Origin of the sequence: Alicycliphilus denitrificans K601 (assembly GCF_000204645.1) — a bacterium.
In the GTDB taxonomy this organism is placed as follows: Bacteria; Pseudomonadota; Gammaproteobacteria; order Burkholderiales; family Burkholderiaceae_C; genus Alicycliphilus; species Alicycliphilus denitrificans.
In genome coordinates, this window is record NC_015422.1 from 4,665,001 (window position 1) to 4,682,999 (window position 17,999).

The window sequence follows — 17,999 nt, forward strand, 5'->3', positions numbered from 1 at the left end:
CACCAGTTCCTGGGGAAAGGCCGTCAGCAGCCCCGTGACCACCGCGCCAAAGATGCCCACGGCGATGTACAGCAGTCCGCAGGAAGCCGCGGCCGTGTAGCGCCGCGCGCGGTCGGGGTGCGCCTCGGGCCCCATGCAGATGGCGGCGGTGATGGCGCTGAAGTTGAGGGCGAAGGCGCCGAACGGGGCCAGCGCCAGCGTGGCCAGGCCCGTCATGGTGATGAGGCGCGAGACCGGCAGCTGGTAACCGGTGGCGCGCATCACGGCCACGCCCGGCAGGTTCTGCGAGGCCATGGTCACGATGAACAGCGGCAGGGCCAGGCTCATCAGCGCCTGCAGGCTGAACTGCGGCGCGGTGAATACCGGCATGGCCGGCGCCAGGTGCACGGCGGACCAGCGCATCTGCCCGCCGGCCGCCGCCCAGACGATGCCCGCGGTCAGCGTGAGCACCACGGCATAGCGCGGCAGCAGGCGGCGCGCCAGCAGGTAGGCGAGCAGCATCGCCAGCACCAGCGGCAGCGCCGTCTGCAGGGCCGCGAAGGCCTGCATGCCGAAGCGCGCCAGCACGCCCGCCAGCAGCGCCGAGGCGATTTCCATGGGAATGCGGCTCATCACCCGCTCGAACCACCCGGTGACGCCGGCCAGCGTGATCAGCAGCGCGCAGACCATGAAGGCGCCGACGGCCTCGCCCATGGAAAAGCCCCCCGCCAGCCCCGCTGTGGCCAGCACGGCCGCGCCCGGCGTGGACCAGGCGACCATGACCGGCTGGCGCAGGATAAGCGAGGGCACGAGCGAGCACAGACCCATGCCCAGCCCCAGCGCCCACATCCAGGACGTGATCTGCTCGGGCGTGGCGCCGAACGCCTGCGCCGCCTGGAACACGATGGCCACGGAGCTGGTGAAACCCACCAGCACGGCCACGAAGCCTGCCGTGAAGGCGGACAGGCTCAGGTCTTTGAAAAACTGCATAGCGGCGGATTGTGGCACCGCCCTCCGGCTCGCGGAGCGCATGAAACTATCAAAATAATAGCTTCCGCCGCTTTCCACACAAGGGTTGGAGGCTAAAACAATGGAATATGGAATGCACCGTGCCGACGGCTGCTCAGATTTCGATCTTGCCGCCCAGCTCGACCACCGCGTTGCTGGGCAGGTTGAGGAATTCAGCCGCCGCGCCCGCGTTGTGGTGCATCTGGGCGAACAGCTTTTCGCGCCAGGCCGCCATGCCCCGGCCAAGGGTGGGCATGACGATCTCGCGCGAGAGGAAGTAGCTCGTGCCCATGGGGTCGAGCTTGATGCCGCGGCCGGTGATGTTGGAGAGCGCGCGCGGCAGGTTCACGTCGTTCTTGAAGCCGTAGTGCACCATCACCTGCCAGCAATCGTGGCCCAGTGACTCCACTTCGAGCCGCTTGTCCATGCCTATCCACGGGGTTTCGTGGTTGCATACAGTGACGAACAGGTTCTGCTCGTGCAGCACCTTGTTGTGCTTGAGGTTGTGCAGCAGGGCGTTGGGCACGATGCCCGGCTCGCTGGTCAGGAACACCGCCGTGCCGTCCACGCGCGCTGGCGGCGCGACGAACAGCGACTCCAGAAACTCCGCCAGCCCCAGCGCCGTGTCCTGCAGGGCCTTGTTGAGCAGTTCGCGCCCGCGCTTCCAGGTCATCATCAGCGTGTACACCAGGCCGCCGAGCAGCAGCGGGAACCAGCCGCCCTCGACCAGCTTGAGCAGGTTGGAGCCGAAGAACAGGATGTCCACGGTGAAGAAGAAGCCTGTGGCCGCGACGCACAGCGCCAGCGGGTAGCCCCAGCCGTAGCGCACGACGAAGAAGGTGAGCACGGTGGTGATGGTCATGTCCAGCGTCACCGCAATGCCATAGGCCGCCGCCAGGTTGCTCGACGAGCGGAACAGCACCACGGCCAGCACGATCATGGCGAACAAGGCCCAGTTGACGAAAGGCATGTAGATCTGGCCCGTGTCCCAGGTGCTCGTGTGCTGTATCTGCAGCCGCGGCAGGTAGCCCAGCTGGATCACCTGCTTGGTCACGCTGAAGGCCCCCGAGATCAACGCCTGCGAGGCGATCACGGCCGCCACGGTGGCCAGGCCGACCAGCGGCAGCGTGATCCAGTCCGGCGCCAGGTGGAAGAACGGGTTGGCCACGGCCTCAGGTTCGGCCAGCAGCAGCGCGCCCTGGCCGAAATAGTTCAGCGTGAGCGCGGGCATGACGATGGAGAACCAGGCCAGCCGGATGGGCTGGCGCCCGAAGTGGCCCATGTCGGCGTACAGCGCCTCGCCGCCGGTCACGCACAGCACCACCGCCCCCAGGATGATGAAGGTGGTGCCAGGCTGGTGCGCAATGAAGCGCAGCGCGTGGTGCGGGCTCAAGGCGAACAAGATCTCCGGGTGGCCCGCGATGTGGTAGACGCCCAGCGCCCCGATGGAGAGGAACCAGAGCACCATGACCGGCCCGAAGAACCGGCCTATGCCCGCCGTGCCGCGCTTTTGCAGCAGGAACAGTCCCAACAGGATCAGCAGCGTGAGCGGTATCACCGCCCTGCGGAACGTGGGCGAGACCACGTCCAGGCCCTCCACCGCCGACAGCACTGTGATGGCCGGCGTGATGACGCCGTCGCCATAGAACAGGCAGGTGCCGAAGATGCCTATCGCCAGCATCCACTTGCGCAGGGCGGGCGCCTTGTCCTTGACCGACTGCGAGGCCAGCGCCAGCATGGCGACCAGCCCCCCTTCGCCGTTGTTGTCGGCGCGCAACACCAAGACCACGTACTTCAGCGAGACGATGATGGTGAGCGTCCAGAACACGATGGACAGCACGCCGTACACGTTGGCGTGCGTGAACGGCACGTGGCCCGAGCCGAACACTTCCTTGAGCGTGTACAGCACACTGGTGCCGATGTCGCCATACACGACGCCGATGGCGCCCAGGGTCCTAAAGGCCAACGACGATTTGGTGTTTTGCACGGTGCGATTCCCCTGGTCTTAAGAACCAGAAGTTCCTGGGTTCTTTTGCGTGGCCGCCATTGTGCGCCGCCCTCGCAGGCGGCGCATGCGGGCGTTCAGTCGTAGATCTCGGCCTCGGGGTCCGTGGCTTCCAGCTCGTAGCTGGCGGCCAGCATGGCCAGGCGCGCGATCACGCCGTACATGTAGAAGCGGTTGGGCGCGCTCGCGCCCGGGCGGGCGCCGGGCTGGGGCAGTTGGGTGCTGTGCTGGAAGGCCAGCGGCACGAAGCTCGCGCCGGGAGCGTTCAGGTTCTCGTCCACGCCGCGCTCGGCATGCATGCGGTAGAAGCCCCCGACCACGTAGCGGTCCATCATGTAGACCACGGGCTCGGCCACGGCCTCGTGCACGCGCTCCTGGGTCAGCACGCCCTCCTGCACGATCACGTCGTGCACCTCCTGACCGTCCTTGATCACGGCCATCTTGTTGCGCGTCTTGCGGTTCAGGCCTTCGAGCTCCTTGGCGTCGTGCACGGTCATGATGCCCATGCCGTAGGTGCCGTTGTCGGCCTTGACGACGGCAAAGGGCTTTTCCTTGATGCCGTATTCCTTGTACTTGCGCCGCACCTTGGCGAGCAGCGCGTCGACCACGCTGGCCAGCCCCTCCATGCCCGTTCCCTGGTTGAAGTCCACGCCCTCTACGTTGCCGAACAGCGGGTTGATGAGCCAGGGATCTATGCCCAGCATCTTGCCGAAGCGCTTGGCCACCTCTTCGTAGCTCTTGAAATGGTGGCTCTTCCTGCGCACGCTCCAGCCTGCGTGCAGCGGCGGCAGCAGGTACTGCTCGTACAGCTCCTCCAGGATACCCGGCGCACCGGCCGACAGGTCGTTGTTGAGCAAGATGGTACAGGGATCGAAGTTCTTCAGTCCCAGGCGGCGCTTGGTGCGGATCACCGGCTCCAGCGTCACCGTCTCGCCGTGGGGCAGCGTGATGGTGGTGGTCTTCTTGATGTCCGGGCTGATCGAGCCCACGCGCACGTTGAGCCCAGCCATGTTGAAGATGCGCACCAGCTGCGCCACGTTGGCCAGGTAGAAGGTGTTGCGCGAATGGTTCTCGGGGATGATGAGCAGGTTGCGCGCCTCGGGGCAGATCTTCTCGATGGCCGCCATGGCCGCCTGCACCGCCAGCGGCAGCATCTCGTCGGTCAGGTTGTTCCAGCCGCCGGGAAACAGGTTGGTGTCCACGGGCGCCAGCTTGAAGCCGGCATTGCGGATGTCCACCGAGCTGTAGAACGGCGGCGTGTGCTCCATCCACTCCAGGCGGAACCAGCGCTCGATGGCCGGCATGGAGTCCAGGATGCGCTGCTCCAGCTCGTTGATCGGGCCTGTGAGTGCGGTGACGAGGTGCGGAACCATATAACCCCAGGTATTGCAGTCAAGCGCCGCATTGTAGGGACGCGGCACGCCGCCTCCCGTACGTAGTTCACCGACGCCAGAACGCGGGCGACAGCAGCGCCATGAAGCTCAGTATCTCCAGCCGCCCCAGCAGCATGCCCAGGGTGCAGATCCAGATCTGGAAGTCGGTCAGCCCCGCGTAGTTGGAGCTCGGGCCTATCGTGCCCAGCCCCGGCCCCGTGCAGTGCACGCTGGCGAGCACGGCGGAGAATGCCGTCAGCGGGTCGAGGTCGGTCAGCAGCAGCACCATGCTCAGCACGATCACCGTGGCGCCGTAGACCAGCATGAAGGCCAGCACCGAGAAGATCATGCGGTTGTCCACCACGCGCCCGCCCAACAGCACCGGCTGCACGGCGCGCGGGTGCACCAGGCGCGTGAGCTCGCGGCGCGCCTGCTGCACCAGGATCAGCATGCGCACCATCTTGATGCCGCCGCCCGTCGATCCGGCGCTCGTGGCCACGCCCGACAGGAGCAGCATGAACACCGGCGCGAACACCGGCCAGGCCAGGTAGTCCTGCGTGGCGTAGCCCGTGGTCGTGGCCACGGACACCACGTGGAACATGCCGTGGCGCAGCGCCTGCAGCGGCTCGTACACGCCGTTGGCCCACAGCAGCAGTGCCACCAGCAAGCCCCCGCCGATCAGCACCGCCATGGTGGCGCGCACCTCGGGGTCGCGCCAGAAGCCCCGCCAGTGGCCCTTGCGCAGCGCCACGAAGTACAGCGTGAAGTTGCAGCTGGCCACCAGCATGAAGAACACCGCCATCGCCTCCAGCACGGGCGATTCGAAGAAGGCGAAGCTCGCGTCGTGCGAGGACAGGCCTCCCAAGCTCACGGTGGTGAACATGTGCATGACGGCGTCCATGGGCGTCATGCCCCCGACCCAGAAGCACAGCGCGCACACGACGGACAGCGCCGCGTACACGCCCCACAACCCCTTGGCCGTCTCCGTCATGCGCGGCGTGAGCTTGGTGTCCTTGATGGGGCCCGCGGCCTCGGCCTTGAAGAGCTGGCTGCCGCCCACGCCCAGCAGCGGCAGCACGGCCACGGCCAGGATCAGGATGCCCATGCCGCCCATCCACTGCAGGAAGGTGCGCCAGAAGTTGACCGACAGTGGCAGCGCATCCAGCCCCGAGAGCACCGTGGAGCCCGTGGTCGTCAGGCCCGAGACGGCCTCGAAGTACGCGTGCGTGAACGTGATCGGCTGCCCCAGCTGCGCCATGGCCAGCCACAGTGGCAGGCTGGCGCACAGCGGCAGCAGCACCCACACCAGCGTCACCAGGATCACGCCGTGGCGCGGCTGCAGCTCCTGACGGTGGCCGCGCAGGAGCCACCACAGCACGAGCCCCGCCCCCAGGGTCGCCAGGACGGAGGCCGGGTAGACGCGCCACACCGCCTCCTGCAGCCACCACGACAGCAGGCCCGGCAGCACCATGCCCAGGGAGAACATGCACATGAGCATGCCCAGCACGCGCAGGACGGGGAACAGGTCGCGCATTTCAGCAGAAGATGGCGTTCACGCGGAACAGTTTTTCCACCTCGCGCACCAGGCGCTTGTTCGGCAGAAAGAACACCACATGGTCGTTGCTCTCGATCACCGTGTGGCTGCGCGGGATGATGACCTCGGGCGTGCGCGGCTGCACAGGCACGATGGCGCCCTCGGGCGGCGGCGGCGCGTCCGGGTCGGGCAGGCCGCGTACGATCAGGCCCATGTGCACAGCCGGCGGCAGCGACAGATCCTCCACGCGCCGGCCCACCACGCGCGAACTCTTGCGGTCGCCGCGCGCCACGATCTCCAGCGCCTCGGCCACGCCGCGGCGCAGGCTGTGCACTGCCTGCACGTCGCCCTGGCGCGTGTAGGCCAGCAGTTCGCCCAGCATGGCCTGCGCGGGCGTCAGGGCGATGTCGATCTGCGTGCCGTGCATCAGCTCGGCATAGGCCTGGCGGTCGATGAGCGCCAGCACGCGGCGCGCGCCCATGCGCTTAGCCAGCAGGCAAGACATGATGTTGTTCTCGTCGTCGTTGGACAGCGCCAGGAAGAAGTCCACCTCCTCGATGCCCTCCTCGCCCAGCAGCTCCTCGTCCGACGACTCGCCCTGCAGCACCAGCACTTCCTCGGGCAGGTTCGACGCCAGCGCCACGCAGCGCTGCGCGTCGTGCTCGATGATCTTGATGTTGAAGCGCCCCTGCTCGGCCGCGAGGGCGCGCGCCAGGCGCTCGCTGACCACGCCGCCGCCGGCCATCATGATGCGGCGCACCACGCGCGGCGGCTGGCCCGGGCGCATGCGCAGCGCCGCCAGCACCTGGGGCACGCGCTCGCGGCCGGCCAGCGCGAACACCTCGTCGCCCGGCTCGATGCGCGTGGCGCCGTCGCAGGGCACGAAGCGGTCGGGCTCGTCGGGAAAGCGCCGGTAGATGGCGACGATGCGCACCGCCACGTCCGGCATCTGCTCGCGCAGCAGCTTGATCTCCAGGCCCACGGCCGGCGCGCCGGCGCGCGCGCGCGCCGACACCAGGCAGGCGCGCCCGTCGGCGAACTCGCGCACCTGCAACGCGCCGGGGTATTCCATGAGCTTGCCGATGTAGCGCACCAGCGAGTTCTCGGGGCACAGGATGTGGTCCACCGCGAAGCCCTCGCGCGAGAGCAGCGCGCTGCCGTCCTCGAAACCGTTGGTGCGCACGCGCGCGATGCAGCTCGGCACGTTGAACTGCATCTGCGCCACCTTGGCGCAGACCAGGTTGGTCTCGTCCTGCGCCGCGCAGGCGATGAGCAGGTCGGTGTCGCGCGCGCCGGCCTCGGCCAGCACGGCCGGGTCTATGCCGTTGCCTACCACGCCGCGCAGATCCAGGCGCGCCTCCAGGTCGCGCAGGCGCTGGGCATCGGTGTCGATGACGGTGATGTCGTTGCTCTCTGACACCAGGCTGGCCGCCGCGCTCTGGCCCACGCGGCCCGCGCCCAGGATGATGATTTTCATATGAAATTGGCCTCTAGACCAATGTGGATACGCTCTATCAGCTATTAAGTCAGGAGCTAATCAGCCCCGCACCTCGCCCTCGCCCAGCACCACCCACTTGAGCGACGTCAGGCCCTCGATGCCCACGGGCCCGCGCGCGTGGAACTTGTCCGTGCTGATGCCGATCTCGGCGCCCAGGCCGTACTCGAAGCCGTCGGCGAAGCGCGTGCTGGCGTTGACCATCACGCTGGCCGAATCCACCTCGCGCAGAAAGCGCTGCGCGTGCATGTGGTCGCGCGTGAGGATGGCGTCCGTGTGGTGGCTGCCGTAGCGGTTGATGTGCGCGATGGCTTCATCCAGCCCCGCCACCACCTTCACGCTGATGATGGGCGCCAGGTACTCCTCGCTCCAATCCTGCTCGGTGGCCTCGGCCAGGTCGGCGCCCGGCACGGCGCGCAGGATGGCCAGCGCCTCGGCGTCGCCGCGCATCTGCACGCCCTTGGCGGCGTAGACGGCGCCGATCCGCGGCAGGAACCCGGCCGCCACGCCGCGCGCCACCAGCAGGCCCTCGCTCGCGTTGCAGGGGCTGTACTTGTTCGTCTTGGCGTTGTCGGCCACGTTCACGGCCATGTCCACGTCGCAGGGGTCGTCCACGTAGGTGTGGCAGTTGCCGTCCAGGTGCTTGATGACGGGCACCTTGGCCTCGGCACTGATGCGCTCGATCAGCCCCTTGCCGCCGCGCGGGATGATCACGTCCACGTACTCGGGCATGGCAATCAGCTGGCCCACCGCCGCGCGGTCGGTGGTCTGCACCAGCTGCACGCCGTGCTCGGGCAGGCCGGCCTCGGCCAGCGCCCGAGCCACCAGCCGTGCCAGCGCCTGGTTGGAGTCGATGGCCTCGGAACCGCCGCGCAGGATGCAGGCGTTGCCGCTCTTGATGCTCAGGGACGCCGCCTCGATGGTCACGTTGGGCCGGCTCTCGTAGATCATGCCGAAGACGCCGATGGGCACGCGCATCCGGCCCACGCGGATGCCGCTGGGCTGCTGCTTCATCCCGATGATCTCGCCGATGATGTCCGGCATGGCCGCCAGCTGCTCGCAGCCCTGGGCGCAGGTCTCGATCACCTTGGGCGTGAGCTTCAGGCGGTCCACCATGGGCTCCGCCAGGCCCGCGGCGCGCGCGCGCTCCAGGTCGCGCGCGTTGTCCAGCTGCAGCGCGCCGACGTTCTCGCGCAGCAGCCGGGCGAGCGCCAGCAACGCTTTGTTTTTAATAGCTGCTGGCGCACGCGCCATAAGCGCTGAAGCGGCTTTTGCTTGTAAACCCAACGTCTGGGTGTATTCGGCGATGTTCAGGGCGTTCATGCGCGAATTGTGGCGCAGTTCGGCACTGCCGGCGCCATGGCCTGGGCCGCCCATTGCGGGAGCGCCGCGCGTCAGCCCACGCGCTGCAGTTTCACGCACGCGCCTTGCGCGGCGGCCACATGCTCCGTGCTGATGTACCGCAGCGTGCCGCGGCCGTCCAGGACGCGCGCCTGCAGCGCGAGCTCGGACGTGGGCCGGCCCAGCAGGCCCGCCGGGTCGGCCCAGTCCAGGCGAAACGCACTGGCGTCGCCATGCACCGGCGCGCGCACCGGGGCGGCATATTGCGCGACCAGCGGCGCCGCGGCGTCCTGGCGCCCGACGTCGCGCAGCTCGACCGTGAGCACCAGCTCAGCGCCGCTCGGCGGTGCGTCGCTGGGCCATAGCACCTGACCTTCGAGATGGGGCATCGTCTTGGCGTGACCTGATAGGTTGGGATGATGAAGGGCCGTGGCGCCTTCGCTGGCGCTGCCCGGCAGCGAGCCTGCGCAGCGCGTCCGCATGCGCCTGCGTGATCGGCAGGCCTGTGCGCGACTCCACGAACAGCCATTGGCCGGCGGGATTCACCTCCAGGAAATAATAGTCGCCGCGGGCGTCCTGCTTCAAGTCGATCGCGCCATAGACCAGCCCGAGCCGCCGCATCAAGGCCAGCAGGCGGGCGGCCAATGCCGCGGGCAATTCGACGGCACGGATCTTCGCCTGGCCGATCACCATGCGCATGTCGGTCGGGTAGTCGCTGTCGCGGGCGTCGATCTCGGCGGCAAAGATGGCCTCGCCGATCACGGTGACGCGCAGGTCCACGCCCTGGATGCAGCGCTGGAAGATCACCGGCGCCAGCCGCACCAGTTCCAGGCGCGCAAGGTCCTCGGCCTCGACCAGGCGGGTCTCGCGCCAGTCCGCGATGCTGGCGAGAAAGGGCTTGAACACCACGCCGGCGCCGCGGTGCGCGTCGCAGAAGGCGCGCGCGGCATCGGCGGACGTCGTCACGCAGGTCGGCGGCAGCGTCAGGCCGACGGCCGCGGCCTGCGTCCACTGCAGCGGCTTGCGGTGCGCGGCATCGTCGGCCCCGCGGGGATTGATCCACGGCGCGTCGATCGAATCGAGCATGCCCAGCACGGCCTGCTCCGTCTCGCTGTGGGCGAACTGGCGCCGGTCGGCGGGCCCCACCGCGGGGTCTATCTCGAAGGGGCGCACACGCCGCCACCACACGGCATCGGCCGTCGCCAGGTCGATGGGCTCCTCGCCCAGCAGTTGCAGCGACGGCGCGCCATGGCCGGGCCAGCCGAAGGCCAGCGGCCGCCGGCCGGGGAACTCCGACAGGTCCAGCCGGTGGACCGGCTCCCCGGCGGCGGCCAGGCGCGCGCACACGGCGTCGGTGTGCTCCTCGCCCGGGTAGGAGACGACGACGATCATGCCGTCCCCTCGCCGCCCCCCATCGCGCGCCAGGCCTGCAGGGCCTGCTCCAGCTCCAGCGCCAGCGCATCGGCGGCGGCCTGGGCCTCCTGGTGGGCGGCGGCGAGCTGCTCCAGCTGCTCGGCCGCCTGCTGCATCGCATCGCCGGGGTTGTCCATCTGCGGCTGGCGGCTCGCCCCGGCCAGCACGAAGGGCGTGGCAATCCCGCCGGCGGCCGGGTTGATCAGCGGGCCGGGGCCAGGGCCGATCGGGTCCCGGCCGACCTCCTTGACCGTTTCCCTGATCGGGTCCTTGCCGATCTCCTTGGCCGTGTCGCTGATCGGGTCCTTGCGCACCTCCTTGATCGTGTCACGGATGGGATCCTTGGCAATCTCCTTGACCGTGTCGCTGATCGGATCCTTGCGCACTTCCTTGACCGTATCGCGGATCGGATCCTTGGCGATCTCCTTGATCGTCGGCCGCACATTGGGATACATGGCCAGGACGCCCGCGATGTCGCCGGCGGACAGGCCCGTGCGCTGCCCCATGGTGACGCCCGGCGGCAGCGGCACCCGCGGCACCAGCGTGGGCTGCCCGTTGGTCGAGAAGGCCGTCGCCGGGTAATGCATGATCGACCCGAAGTCGTACGCGCCCAGGTCGTCGCCGTCCTGGATGTGCTGGTTGAAGTTGTGCTGCATCGCCGGATCGATGTTCGCCCAGTTGACCTGCACGAACTGGTCGCGGTCCTCCCGGCTCTGCTCGTGCCACAGGCCAACGGCGTGCCCGATCTCATGGATCGCGTTGCCCAGCGTGCAGCCCGTGCCCAGGGTGATCGACTGCGCACCGCCGCGGCGCCCGACATTCGACGAGCACCCGCTGCCGGGCACGAACCGCACGTAGTCCGGGTACTGCGCGGCATTGGCCGGCGTGCGGGCGACGAAACGGATGACGGTGTTCGCCTCCCAGTGCGCGATGGCGTCCGTGACCCGCGCCTGGTTCGGAAGGGCGGCGTCGATCTCGTACGGAACGCGGCCATTGGCCCAGCGGAACTGCACGCCATCGGGGCTGGTGATGCCGACCGAGAACAGCACCGGGTTGCCCGACTCGTCCGCCTGCATGTCGGCGACGCTCCCCAGCACGATGTCCCCTTCGAAGATCGCCTGGCCATCGACATCGGCATAGTGCAGCCACTTGCCCGTCGTGTTGTTGAGGCCCCGCAGCCCCACGAAGGCCGTGCCCGCCAGCGGGCCCGAACGGCATTCGCATTGATCGCCGCCACCGGACTTGCCGGCCGGGCCGCGCCCGGTTTCTTGTCGTGTTGCCATGATCATTTCTCCTCGCCGAAGTGCGTGTCGATCCGCCACGGAGGCGGACTCGCCTGCAGTGGTCGGAGCCATGACGGCCGTGCTTGGGACCATGCTCCAACGCGTAGTGCGCACCCACACAGCCGGCAAGGCCCTGGATACGCCAGTACTTCCGCGGCAGCGGGCCGCGGCGATCCAGTTTCACGCACGCGTTTTGTAATCTCAAGCTGACGCAGGTAACACCAGTGCAACAAGCGTACGCAGCGTTACGCCATGCCGAAGGCACCCCGTCCCGGCGCACTGGAGAGCCAACCTGACGCTACGCTACGCACCATGCCCGCCCCACTCGCCGCCCATCAGCTCGACCAGTTGCAGCACGATCTGCGCGCCCTGCAGGACATGCGCACCAGCCCCCACGCCTTCAGCTCCGCCGCGCGCGGCCACGCCGATCTGCTCGCGGCCCTGCCGCCGCGCTACGGCGAGGTGCTGCTGGGCCTGCTGGACCGCCTGGAAGCCGGCGCCCTGTTCACCGAGGAAAGCTGCTCCTTCAGCCACCAGGGCGTGGTGGACAGCCTGCAGCTGTGGGTGGACAAGGCGCGCGGCGTGCTCATGGGCTGAAAATGCCCCTAGGAGCCTGGGCGGCAGAAGCTGCGTCGGCTGCAACGCGCGAGAAAACGGTCCATCGCGATGCTCCCAACGGCGCCCATGGCTCGGCTATGGGCTTGTTGGCATCACCACGCTGTCTTCGTTTTTCGCACGTTTCGCTTCGACGCCTTCTGCCGTCCAGGCTCCTAGCCCTTGCCAGGCAAGCGCTGGCAGCTATCGAAATTGAGGCCTGGCAGCGGGTGCGGCGGATTGCCCCAGCCGGCACATCTGCAGCGCCAGCCGCGAGAGCGCCTGCCAGCCGCTGGTGGGCCAGTCCGGCACCTTGAGGCCCTTGACGATGCCGTCCACGACGTGGGCGGAGTGCACCAGGCGCGCCAGCTGCGCGTCGCCCGCCTGCGGCAGCAGGCGCTCGTACAGGCGCTCCTTGGCGCCCCAGATGCGGTTTTCGCGCAGCGCCATGGGCAGGGGCTTGCCGGCGTTCATGGCGTCCTTCACGCGCTTCAAGGCGCGTATGTCCTCGGCCAAGGCCCAGTGCACCAGCACCTCGGCCTCGCCCTCGGCCTGCAGGCCGTCGAGCATGCGCTGCACGCGCGCCACCTGGCCGCAGAGCACGGCCTCGCTGAGCTTGAACACGTCGTAGCGCGCGACGTTGAGCACGGCGGCCTCGACCTGCTCCCAGGCCAGCTCGCCCGGGGGGTGCAGCAGCGCGAGCTTTTGTATTTCCTGGTGTGCGGCCAGCAGGTTGCCCTCCACGCGATCGGCAAAGAACTGCAGCGTACGCTGGCCCTCCTCGCCCGGGGCCACGCGCTGACCCTGGGCGGCCAGACGCTGGGCGATCCACTGCGGCAGCGCGGCGCGCTCCACGGGGTCGATCTGCACGGTGGCGCCGTGCGCCTCCAGGGCCGAGAACCACGCGCCCGTGCGGGTGGCCTTGTCCAGCCGCGGCAGCAGGACGATGGTGAGGGTGCTGTCGTTGCCGTCGGCCTGGGCGGCGATCTGCTGCAGCGCGGAGGCGCCGTCCTTGCCGGGCTTGCCCGAGGGGATGCGGATCTCCAGGATCTGCTTGTCGGCGAACAGGCTCAAGGACCCACCCGCGGCCAGCACCGCGCTCCAGTCGAAGTGCGCGCCGGCGACGGTGTGGCTGCTGCGCTCGGTGTAGCCCTGGGCGCGCGCGGCGGCGCGGATGGCGTCCTGCGCCTCCTGCTGCAAGAGCGGCTCGTCGCCGTGCAGCGTGTAGAGCGAACGCAGGCCTTTGTGCAGGTGCGCGCCGAGCTGGTTCAGAGGGATTTGCATAGGGCCCCGTGAGGCGGGCATCACTGGGGTCTCACGGCGGACAGGCGGCGTATCAGCTGCCGGACCAGGTCGTTGCGCATGTCGCGAAACAGCATGGCCTCTTCGCCCTCCTTGGACAGGGCCAGCGTTTCGTTGTAGCTGATGTCGCGCTGCTGCAGCAGTTCGGTGTCGGCGATCCATTCCTGGCCCTGCTGGCCGCGCAGGCGGAAATGTATGCGTAGGCGCAGCTGCAGTTCGCGCACCTGGCCGGCGGAGCTCATGCCCACGGCCACGCGCTCCTGCCGCTCGGAGAGCAGGTCCAGCACGGCCTCGGCCTGGGGCATCTGGGCGGGGTCGGTGAGCACGGTGAGCTCGCCGCCCCCGCCCTGCAGGGTGCGGACGAGGTCGCGCGCGAGCGCCGAGCCCGCGGGGGCCTGCACGTACAGCGTGCGGAAGGCGAACTCCGGCGCGCCGCGCAGGCGGAAGCCGCAGGCGCCGAGCAGGCCGGCCGCGGGGGCGGCGGCCAGGCCGGCGAGCAGTGTGCGCCTGCGCATCACAGCACCACGTTGACGAGGCGCCCGGGCACGATGACGATCTTCTTGGGCGCCCGGCCTTCGGCGAACTTGTGCAGGTCGGGGCTGGCCAGCGCCGCCTGCTCGATGGAGGCCTTGTCGGCCGTGGCGGCGACGCGAATGGCGCCGCGCAGCTTGCCGTTGACCTGCAGCATGAGTTCGAGCTCGTCCTGCACCAGGGCCTGCGGGTCAGCCTGGGGCCAGGCGGCGTCCAGCAGATCGCCCAGCGCGCCGGCATAGCCCAGGCCCTGCCACAGCACGTGGGTGATGTGCGGCGTGGCCGGGTAGAGCACGCGCAGCAGGATGCCGAAGCCCTCGATCAGCGCGACCTGGGCGCCGGCGCCGTCCATGGCCTTGAAGTCCTCCAGCGCGTTGATCATCTTCATGGCGCCCGAGACCACGGTGTTGTACTGCATGCGCTGGTAGTCGTAGTCCACCTGCTTGAGCACGGTGTGGATCTCCAGGCGCAGGGCGCGGGCCTCCTTGCCGAATTCCACGTCTTTCAGGCTTGTAGCGCCCGCCACGCTTTTCAGGGCAGCTTCCTTATCGATAGCAGACAGCTTGACGCCGAAATTCCACACGCGGCGCAGGAAGCGGTAGCTGCCCTCGACGGCGGCGTCGTTCCATTCGAGCGTGAGCTCGGGCGGCGCGGTGAACATGGTGTACAGGCGCGCGGTGTCGGCGCCGTACTTCTCGATCAGGTGCTGCGGGTCCACGCCGTTGTTCTTGGACTTGGACATGGTGCCCACGCCCTCGTAGTCGATGGGCGTGCCGGCGGGCAGCAGGCCGTCACCGCTCTCGGCGGGGTTCTTGAGCCGCGCGCCGACGATCTTGCCGTCATCGCCCAACACATGTTCCACGTCGTGCGGCCAGAAGTAGTCCTTGGCGCCCTTGGCCGTGCGCCGGCTGTAGATGTGGTTCAGCACCATGCCCTGGGTGAGCAGACGCGTGAAGGGTTCGTCCACCTTCACCAGCCCCAGGTCGCGCATGACCTTGGTCCAGAAGCGCGCGTACAGCAGGTGCAGGATGGCGTGCTCGATGCCGCCGATGTACTGGTCCATGGGCATCCAGTAGTCGGCGCCCTCGGCGACCATCTTCTCGCCGTTCCTGGCGTCGCAATAGCGCATGAAGTACCAGGAGCTGTCCACGAAGGTGTCCATGGTGTCGGTCTCGCGCCGCGCGCTCTTGCCGCAGCAGGGGCAGGTGACGCCGGCGTGGAAGGCCTCGCTCTTGACCAGCGGGTTGCCCGAGCCGTCGGGCACCAGGTCCTGCGGCAGCACCACGGGCAGGTCCTTCTCGGGCACGGGCTGGGGGCCGCAGTCCTCACAGTGGATGATGGGAATGGGCGTGCCCCAGTAACGCTGGCGGCTGATGCCCCAGTCGCGCAGGCGCCAGGTGGTCTTGAGCTCACCCAGGCCCTTGGCGGCCAGCGCATGGGCCACGGCGGCCACGGCGTCCTGGTGGCCCAGGCCGCTGAAGTTGTCGGAGTTGATGGTGACGCCGCGCTCCTTGTCGGCATACCAGTCCTGCCAGCGCTGGTCGTCGAAGGTCTCGCCATCGACCAGGATGACCTGCGTGATCGGCAGGTCATACTTGAGGGCGAAGGCGAAGTCGCGCTCGTCGTGCGCGGGCACGCCCATCACGGCGCCGTCGCCGTAGCTTATGAGCACGTAGTTGCCGACCCAGACCTCGATCTGCTCACCCGTCAGGGGGTGGGTGACGAACAGGCCCGTGGGCATGCCCTCCTTTTCCTTCAGGGCCAGCTCGGCCTCGGTGGTGCCGCCCTTCTTGCATTCCTCGATGAAGGCGGCGAGCCGCGGGTTGCCGGCCGCCGCGTGCTGGGCCAGCGGGTGCTCGGGCGCCACGGCGCAGAAGGTGACGCCCATGATGGTGTCGGCGCGCGTGGTGAACACGTAGAGCCTGCCGTCCTGGATCGGCTTGCCGTCCGCGCCCTCGATGTCGTGCGTGAACGCGAAGCGCACGCCGCTGGACTTGCCGATCCAGTTCTCCTGCATCAGCCGCACCTTGTCGGGCCAGCCGTTCAGGGTCGCCTTCTCGTTGCCGATCTGCACGTGGTCGAGCAGCTCCTGCGCGTAGTCGGTGATCTTGAGGTAATAGCCCGGGATCTCGCGCTTTTCCACCGGCGCGCCGGTGCGCCAGCCCTTGCCGTCGATGACCTGCTCGTTGGCCAGCACCGTCTGGTCCACCGGGTCCCAGTTCACGACCTGGGTCTTGCGGTAGGCGATGCCCCTCTCCAGCATCTTGAGGAACAGCCACTGGTTCCACTTGTAGTAATCGGGGTCGCAGGTGGCCACCTCGCGGCTCCAGTCGATGGCCAGGCCCATGGCCTGCATCTGCTGCTTCATGTAGGCGATGTTCTCGTAGGTCCACCGCGCCGGGGGCACGCCGTTCTTGAGCGCGGCGTTCTCGGCCGGCAGGCCGAAGGCGTCCCAGCCCATGGGCATGAGCACGTTGTAGCCCTTCATGCGCAGGCTGCGCGTGAGCATGTCGTTGATGGTGTAGTTGCGCACATGGCCCATGTGCAGCTTGCCGCTGGGGTAGGGCAGCATGGAGCAGGCGTAGAACTTCGGCCGGGCCGCGTCCTCGGCCACGCGGTAGGCGTCGCTGGCGTTCCAGTGGGCATGCGCTGCGCGCTCCACCTCGGTGTGGTTGTATTTGTCTTGCATGGAAGCTGGAGAAAAAGGGACTGCGGGGAACTGCGCTGCGGCGCAGCGGTCACACTAAGCATCAGTTGCGCCCAATTCTAGGCGTTCATCCCCCATTCCACCCCGCACCGCCCGCCCGCAAGGGCCGGCGTGCCGTTCCATTGCAAGGAGTTTTTCTTGACCGAGACCACCCTCGCGCTGCTGGGTTCGTTCAGCCCCCGGATGCAGGCGGCCATCGGCCTGGCGGGCCTGCTGCTGCTGTCCTACGTCGCCCAGGCCGTGGCGCAGTACCTTCTGCTGCACATGGTGCCGCGCATTCGCGAACGCATGGACGTGCGCTGGGCGCGCGTGGTCTGGCACGACCAGGTGCTGCGCCGGCTGGCGCGCGTGGTGCCGTCGCTGGTCATGCAGGCGGGCATCGGCGCCGTGCCGCACCTGGATCCGGTGGCCTTCGCGGTGATCCGCAACCTGGCCGTGGCGCTCACCGTGCTGCAGCTGGTGCGCACGCTCAACGCCCTGCTCGACGCCGTCCTGCTGGAGCAGGCGCCGGGCGGCGCGCCCACGGGCACGCGCTCCATCAAGAGCTACGTGCAGCTGGGCAAGCTGGCGCTGACCCTGGTGGGGGCCATCGTCATCGTGGCGGTGCTCATCGACCGCTCGCCGCTGATCCTGCTGTCGGGCCTGGGCGCGATGTCGGCGGTGCTGATGCTGGTGTTCAAGGACACCATCCTCTCGTTCACCGCGGGCGTGCAGCTCTCGTCCAACGACATGCTGCGCGTGGGCGACTGGATAGAGATGCCCCAGGTGGGCGCCGACGGCGACGTGGTGGACATCGCCCTGCACACGGTGAAGGTGCAGAACTGGGACAAGACCATCACCACCATCCCCACCTGGCGGCTGATGAGCGAGAGCTACCGCAACTGGCGCGGCATGAGCGAGTCCGGGGGGCGGCGCATCAAGCGCACGCTGCGGCTCGACACCACCACCGTGCGTTTCCTGAGCGACGAGGACATCGACCGCCTGTCGCGCATCACCCTGCTGGCGCCCTACCTGGCGCACAAGCGCGAGGCCGTGCAGGCCACCAACGCCGCCCTGGGCGAGGACGCCGCCGCTCCCGCCAACCTGCGGCGGCTGACCAACCTCGGCACCTTCCGCGCCTACGTGCAGGCCTACCTGCGGGCCCACCCGGGCATCCACCAGGGTATGACGCTGATGGTGCGCGCCCTGGAGCCCACGGCCGAGGGCGTGCCGCTGGAGCTGTACTGCTTCACCGCCACCACGGCCTGGGTGCAGTACGAGGCGATCCAGGGCGACATCTTCGACCACCTGATCGCCGTGCTGCCCGAGTTCGACCTGCGGATGTACCAGAGCCCGACGGGGGGCGACATACGGGCGGGCCTGCAGCGGGCCGCGATGCAATGAAAACAATAGCTGCCAGCGCTTGTCATTCGGCGGTTTACGGCAATTTTCACT

The 17,999-nt window shown here is 68.5% G+C and carries 14 protein-coding genes (1 of these 14 running past the window's edge); 2 read left to right on the top strand and 12 right to left on the bottom strand.

Features of this window, described 5'->3' with window-relative positions; all coding sequences use genetic code 11:
• The 9 genes from ALIDE2_RS22080 to legP form a co-directional block, all read right to left on the bottom strand.
• Window positions 1–969 carry the 5' portion of a benzoate/H(+) symporter BenE family transporter gene (locus tag ALIDE2_RS22080; protein WP_041701176.1) on the bottom strand. It extends 231 nt beyond the left edge of the window, so only the first 969 of its 1,200 coding nucleotides appear in the window; the start codon lies at window positions 967–969; the stop codon falls past the left edge of the window.
• Between the two features lie 133 nt (window positions 970–1,102).
• Window positions 1,103–2,974, bottom strand: coding sequence for a potassium transporter Kup (locus tag ALIDE2_RS22085; protein ID WP_013723196.1), 1,872 nt, complete (start codon window positions 2,972–2,974; stop codon window positions 1,103–1,105).
• A 95-nt stretch (window positions 2,975–3,069) separates the two neighbouring features.
• Window positions 3,070–4,365, bottom strand: a complete 1,296-nt coding sequence (gshA, locus tag ALIDE2_RS22090; RefSeq protein ID WP_041701177.1) for a glutamate--cysteine ligase — start codon at window positions 4,363–4,365, stop codon at window positions 3,070–3,072.
• Between the two features lie 67 nt (window positions 4,366–4,432).
• Complete coding sequence (locus ALIDE2_RS22095) at window positions 4,433–5,899, bottom strand: TrkH family potassium uptake protein (RefSeq protein WP_013723198.1); 1,467 nt, start codon at window positions 5,897–5,899, stop codon at window positions 4,433–4,435.
• Between the two features lies 1 nt (window position 5,900).
• Entirely contained in the window at window positions 5,901–7,376 is a 1,476-nt protein-coding gene (gene trkA / locus ALIDE2_RS22100; protein WP_013723199.1) for a Trk system potassium transporter TrkA, read from the bottom strand.
• Between the two features lie 60 nt (window positions 7,377–7,436).
• The gene (locus tag ALIDE2_RS22105) at window positions 7,437–8,717 is read right to left on the bottom strand and encodes a glutamate-5-semialdehyde dehydrogenase (RefSeq protein WP_041701746.1); all 1,281 of its coding nucleotides are present in this window, start codon (window positions 8,715–8,717) and stop codon (window positions 7,437–7,439) included.
• A gap of 71 nt (window positions 8,718–8,788) precedes the next feature.
• Complete coding sequence (locus tag ALIDE2_RS22110; protein WP_013520851.1) at window positions 8,789–9,124, bottom strand: hypothetical protein; 336 nt, start codon at window positions 9,122–9,124, stop codon at window positions 8,789–8,791.
• Window positions 9,066–10,127, bottom strand: a complete 1,062-nt coding sequence (locus ALIDE2_RS22115; protein WP_013723201.1) for an MvdC/MvdD family ATP grasp protein — start codon at window positions 10,125–10,127, stop codon at window positions 9,066–9,068. The genes ALIDE2_RS22110 and ALIDE2_RS22115 overlap by 59 nt, the downstream gene beginning before the upstream one ends.
• Entirely contained in the window at window positions 10,124–11,431 is a 1,308-nt protein-coding gene (legP, locus tag ALIDE2_RS22120; protein ID WP_013723202.1) for a Dot/Icm T4SS effector Zinc-dependent metalloprotease LegP, read from the bottom strand. Before legP ends, ALIDE2_RS22115 begins: the two co-directional genes overlap by 4 nt.
• 312 nt (window positions 11,432–11,743) lie before the next feature.
• Between legP and ALIDE2_RS22125 the strand changes: the two genes are divergently transcribed.
• Window positions 11,744–12,028, top strand: coding sequence for a hypothetical protein (locus tag ALIDE2_RS22125; RefSeq protein ID WP_013520854.1), 285 nt, complete (start codon window positions 11,744–11,746; stop codon window positions 12,026–12,028).
• A 201-nt stretch (window positions 12,029–12,229) separates the two neighbouring features.
• Here ALIDE2_RS22125 and holA read toward each other — a convergent pair whose 3' ends face one another.
• The 3 genes from holA to leuS are packed head-to-tail and all read right to left on the bottom strand — an operon-like array spanning window position 12,230 to window position 16,547.
• A complete protein-coding gene (gene holA, locus ALIDE2_RS22130; protein ID WP_013723203.1) occupies window positions 12,230–13,309 on the bottom strand; it encodes a DNA polymerase III subunit delta in 1,080 nt (359 codons plus the stop codon).
• Window positions 13,310–13,329: 20 nt separating this feature from the next.
• Entirely contained in the window at window positions 13,330–13,842 is a 513-nt protein-coding gene (locus ALIDE2_RS22135; protein WP_013520856.1) for an LPS-assembly lipoprotein LptE, read from the bottom strand.
• The gene (gene leuS, locus ALIDE2_RS22140) at window positions 13,842–16,547 is read right to left on the bottom strand and encodes a leucine--tRNA ligase (protein ID WP_013723204.1); all 2,706 of its coding nucleotides are present in this window, start codon (window positions 16,545–16,547) and stop codon (window positions 13,842–13,844) included. Before leuS ends, ALIDE2_RS22135 begins: the two co-directional genes overlap by 1 nt.
• A gap of 201 nt (window positions 16,548–16,748) precedes the next feature.
• On the opposite strand from leuS, the gene ALIDE2_RS22145 reads away from it, so the two are divergent.
• The gene (locus tag ALIDE2_RS22145; RefSeq protein WP_202190509.1) at window positions 16,749–17,948 is read left to right on the top strand and encodes a mechanosensitive ion channel family protein; all 1,200 of its coding nucleotides are present in this window, start codon (window positions 16,749–16,751) and stop codon (window positions 17,946–17,948) included.
• Window positions 17,949–17,999: the final 51 nt, after the last annotated feature.

Excerpts from the sequence above, each read along its gene's own strand:
- holA (WP_013723203.1), bottom strand. The coding sequence starts at position 13,309 with ATGCAAATCCCTCTGAACCAGCTCGGCGCGCACCTGCACAAAGGCCTG.
- ALIDE2_RS22105 (WP_041701746.1), bottom strand. The coding sequence starts at position 8,717 with ATGAACGCCCTGAACATCGCCGAATACACCCAGACGTTGGGTTTACAA.
- trkA (WP_013723199.1), bottom strand. The coding sequence starts at position 7,376 with ATGAAAATCATCATCCTGGGCGCGGGCCGCGTGGGCCAGAGCGCGGCG.
- legP (WP_013723202.1), bottom strand. The coding sequence starts at position 11,431 with ATGGCAACACGACAAGAAACCGGGCGCGGCCCGGCCGGCAAGTCCGGT.
- ALIDE2_RS22125 (WP_013520854.1), top strand. The coding sequence starts at position 11,744 with ATGCCCGCCCCACTCGCCGCCCATCAGCTCGACCAGTTGCAGCACGAT.
- ALIDE2_RS22110 (WP_013520851.1), bottom strand. The coding sequence starts at position 9,124 with ATGCCCCATCTCGAAGGTCAGGTGCTATGGCCCAGCGACGCACCGCCG.
- ALIDE2_RS22115 (WP_013723201.1), bottom strand. The coding sequence starts at position 10,127 with ATGATCGTCGTCGTCTCCTACCCGGGCGAGGAGCACACCGACGCCGTG.
- ALIDE2_RS22135 (WP_013520856.1), bottom strand. The coding sequence starts at position 13,842 with ATGCGCAGGCGCACACTGCTCGCCGGCCTGGCCGCCGCCCCCGCGGCC.
- ALIDE2_RS22095 (WP_013723198.1), bottom strand. The coding sequence starts at position 5,899 with ATGCGCGACCTGTTCCCCGTCCTGCGCGTGCTGGGCATGCTCATGTGC.
- leuS (WP_013723204.1), bottom strand. The coding sequence starts at position 16,547 with ATGCAAGACAAATACAACCACACCGAGGTGGAGCGCGCAGCGCATGCC.
- gshA (WP_041701177.1), bottom strand. The coding sequence starts at position 4,365 with ATGGTTCCGCACCTCGTCACCGCACTCACAGGCCCGATCAACGAGCTG.
- ALIDE2_RS22145 (WP_202190509.1), top strand. The coding sequence starts at position 16,749 with ATGCAGGCGGCCATCGGCCTGGCGGGCCTGCTGCTGCTGTCCTACGTC.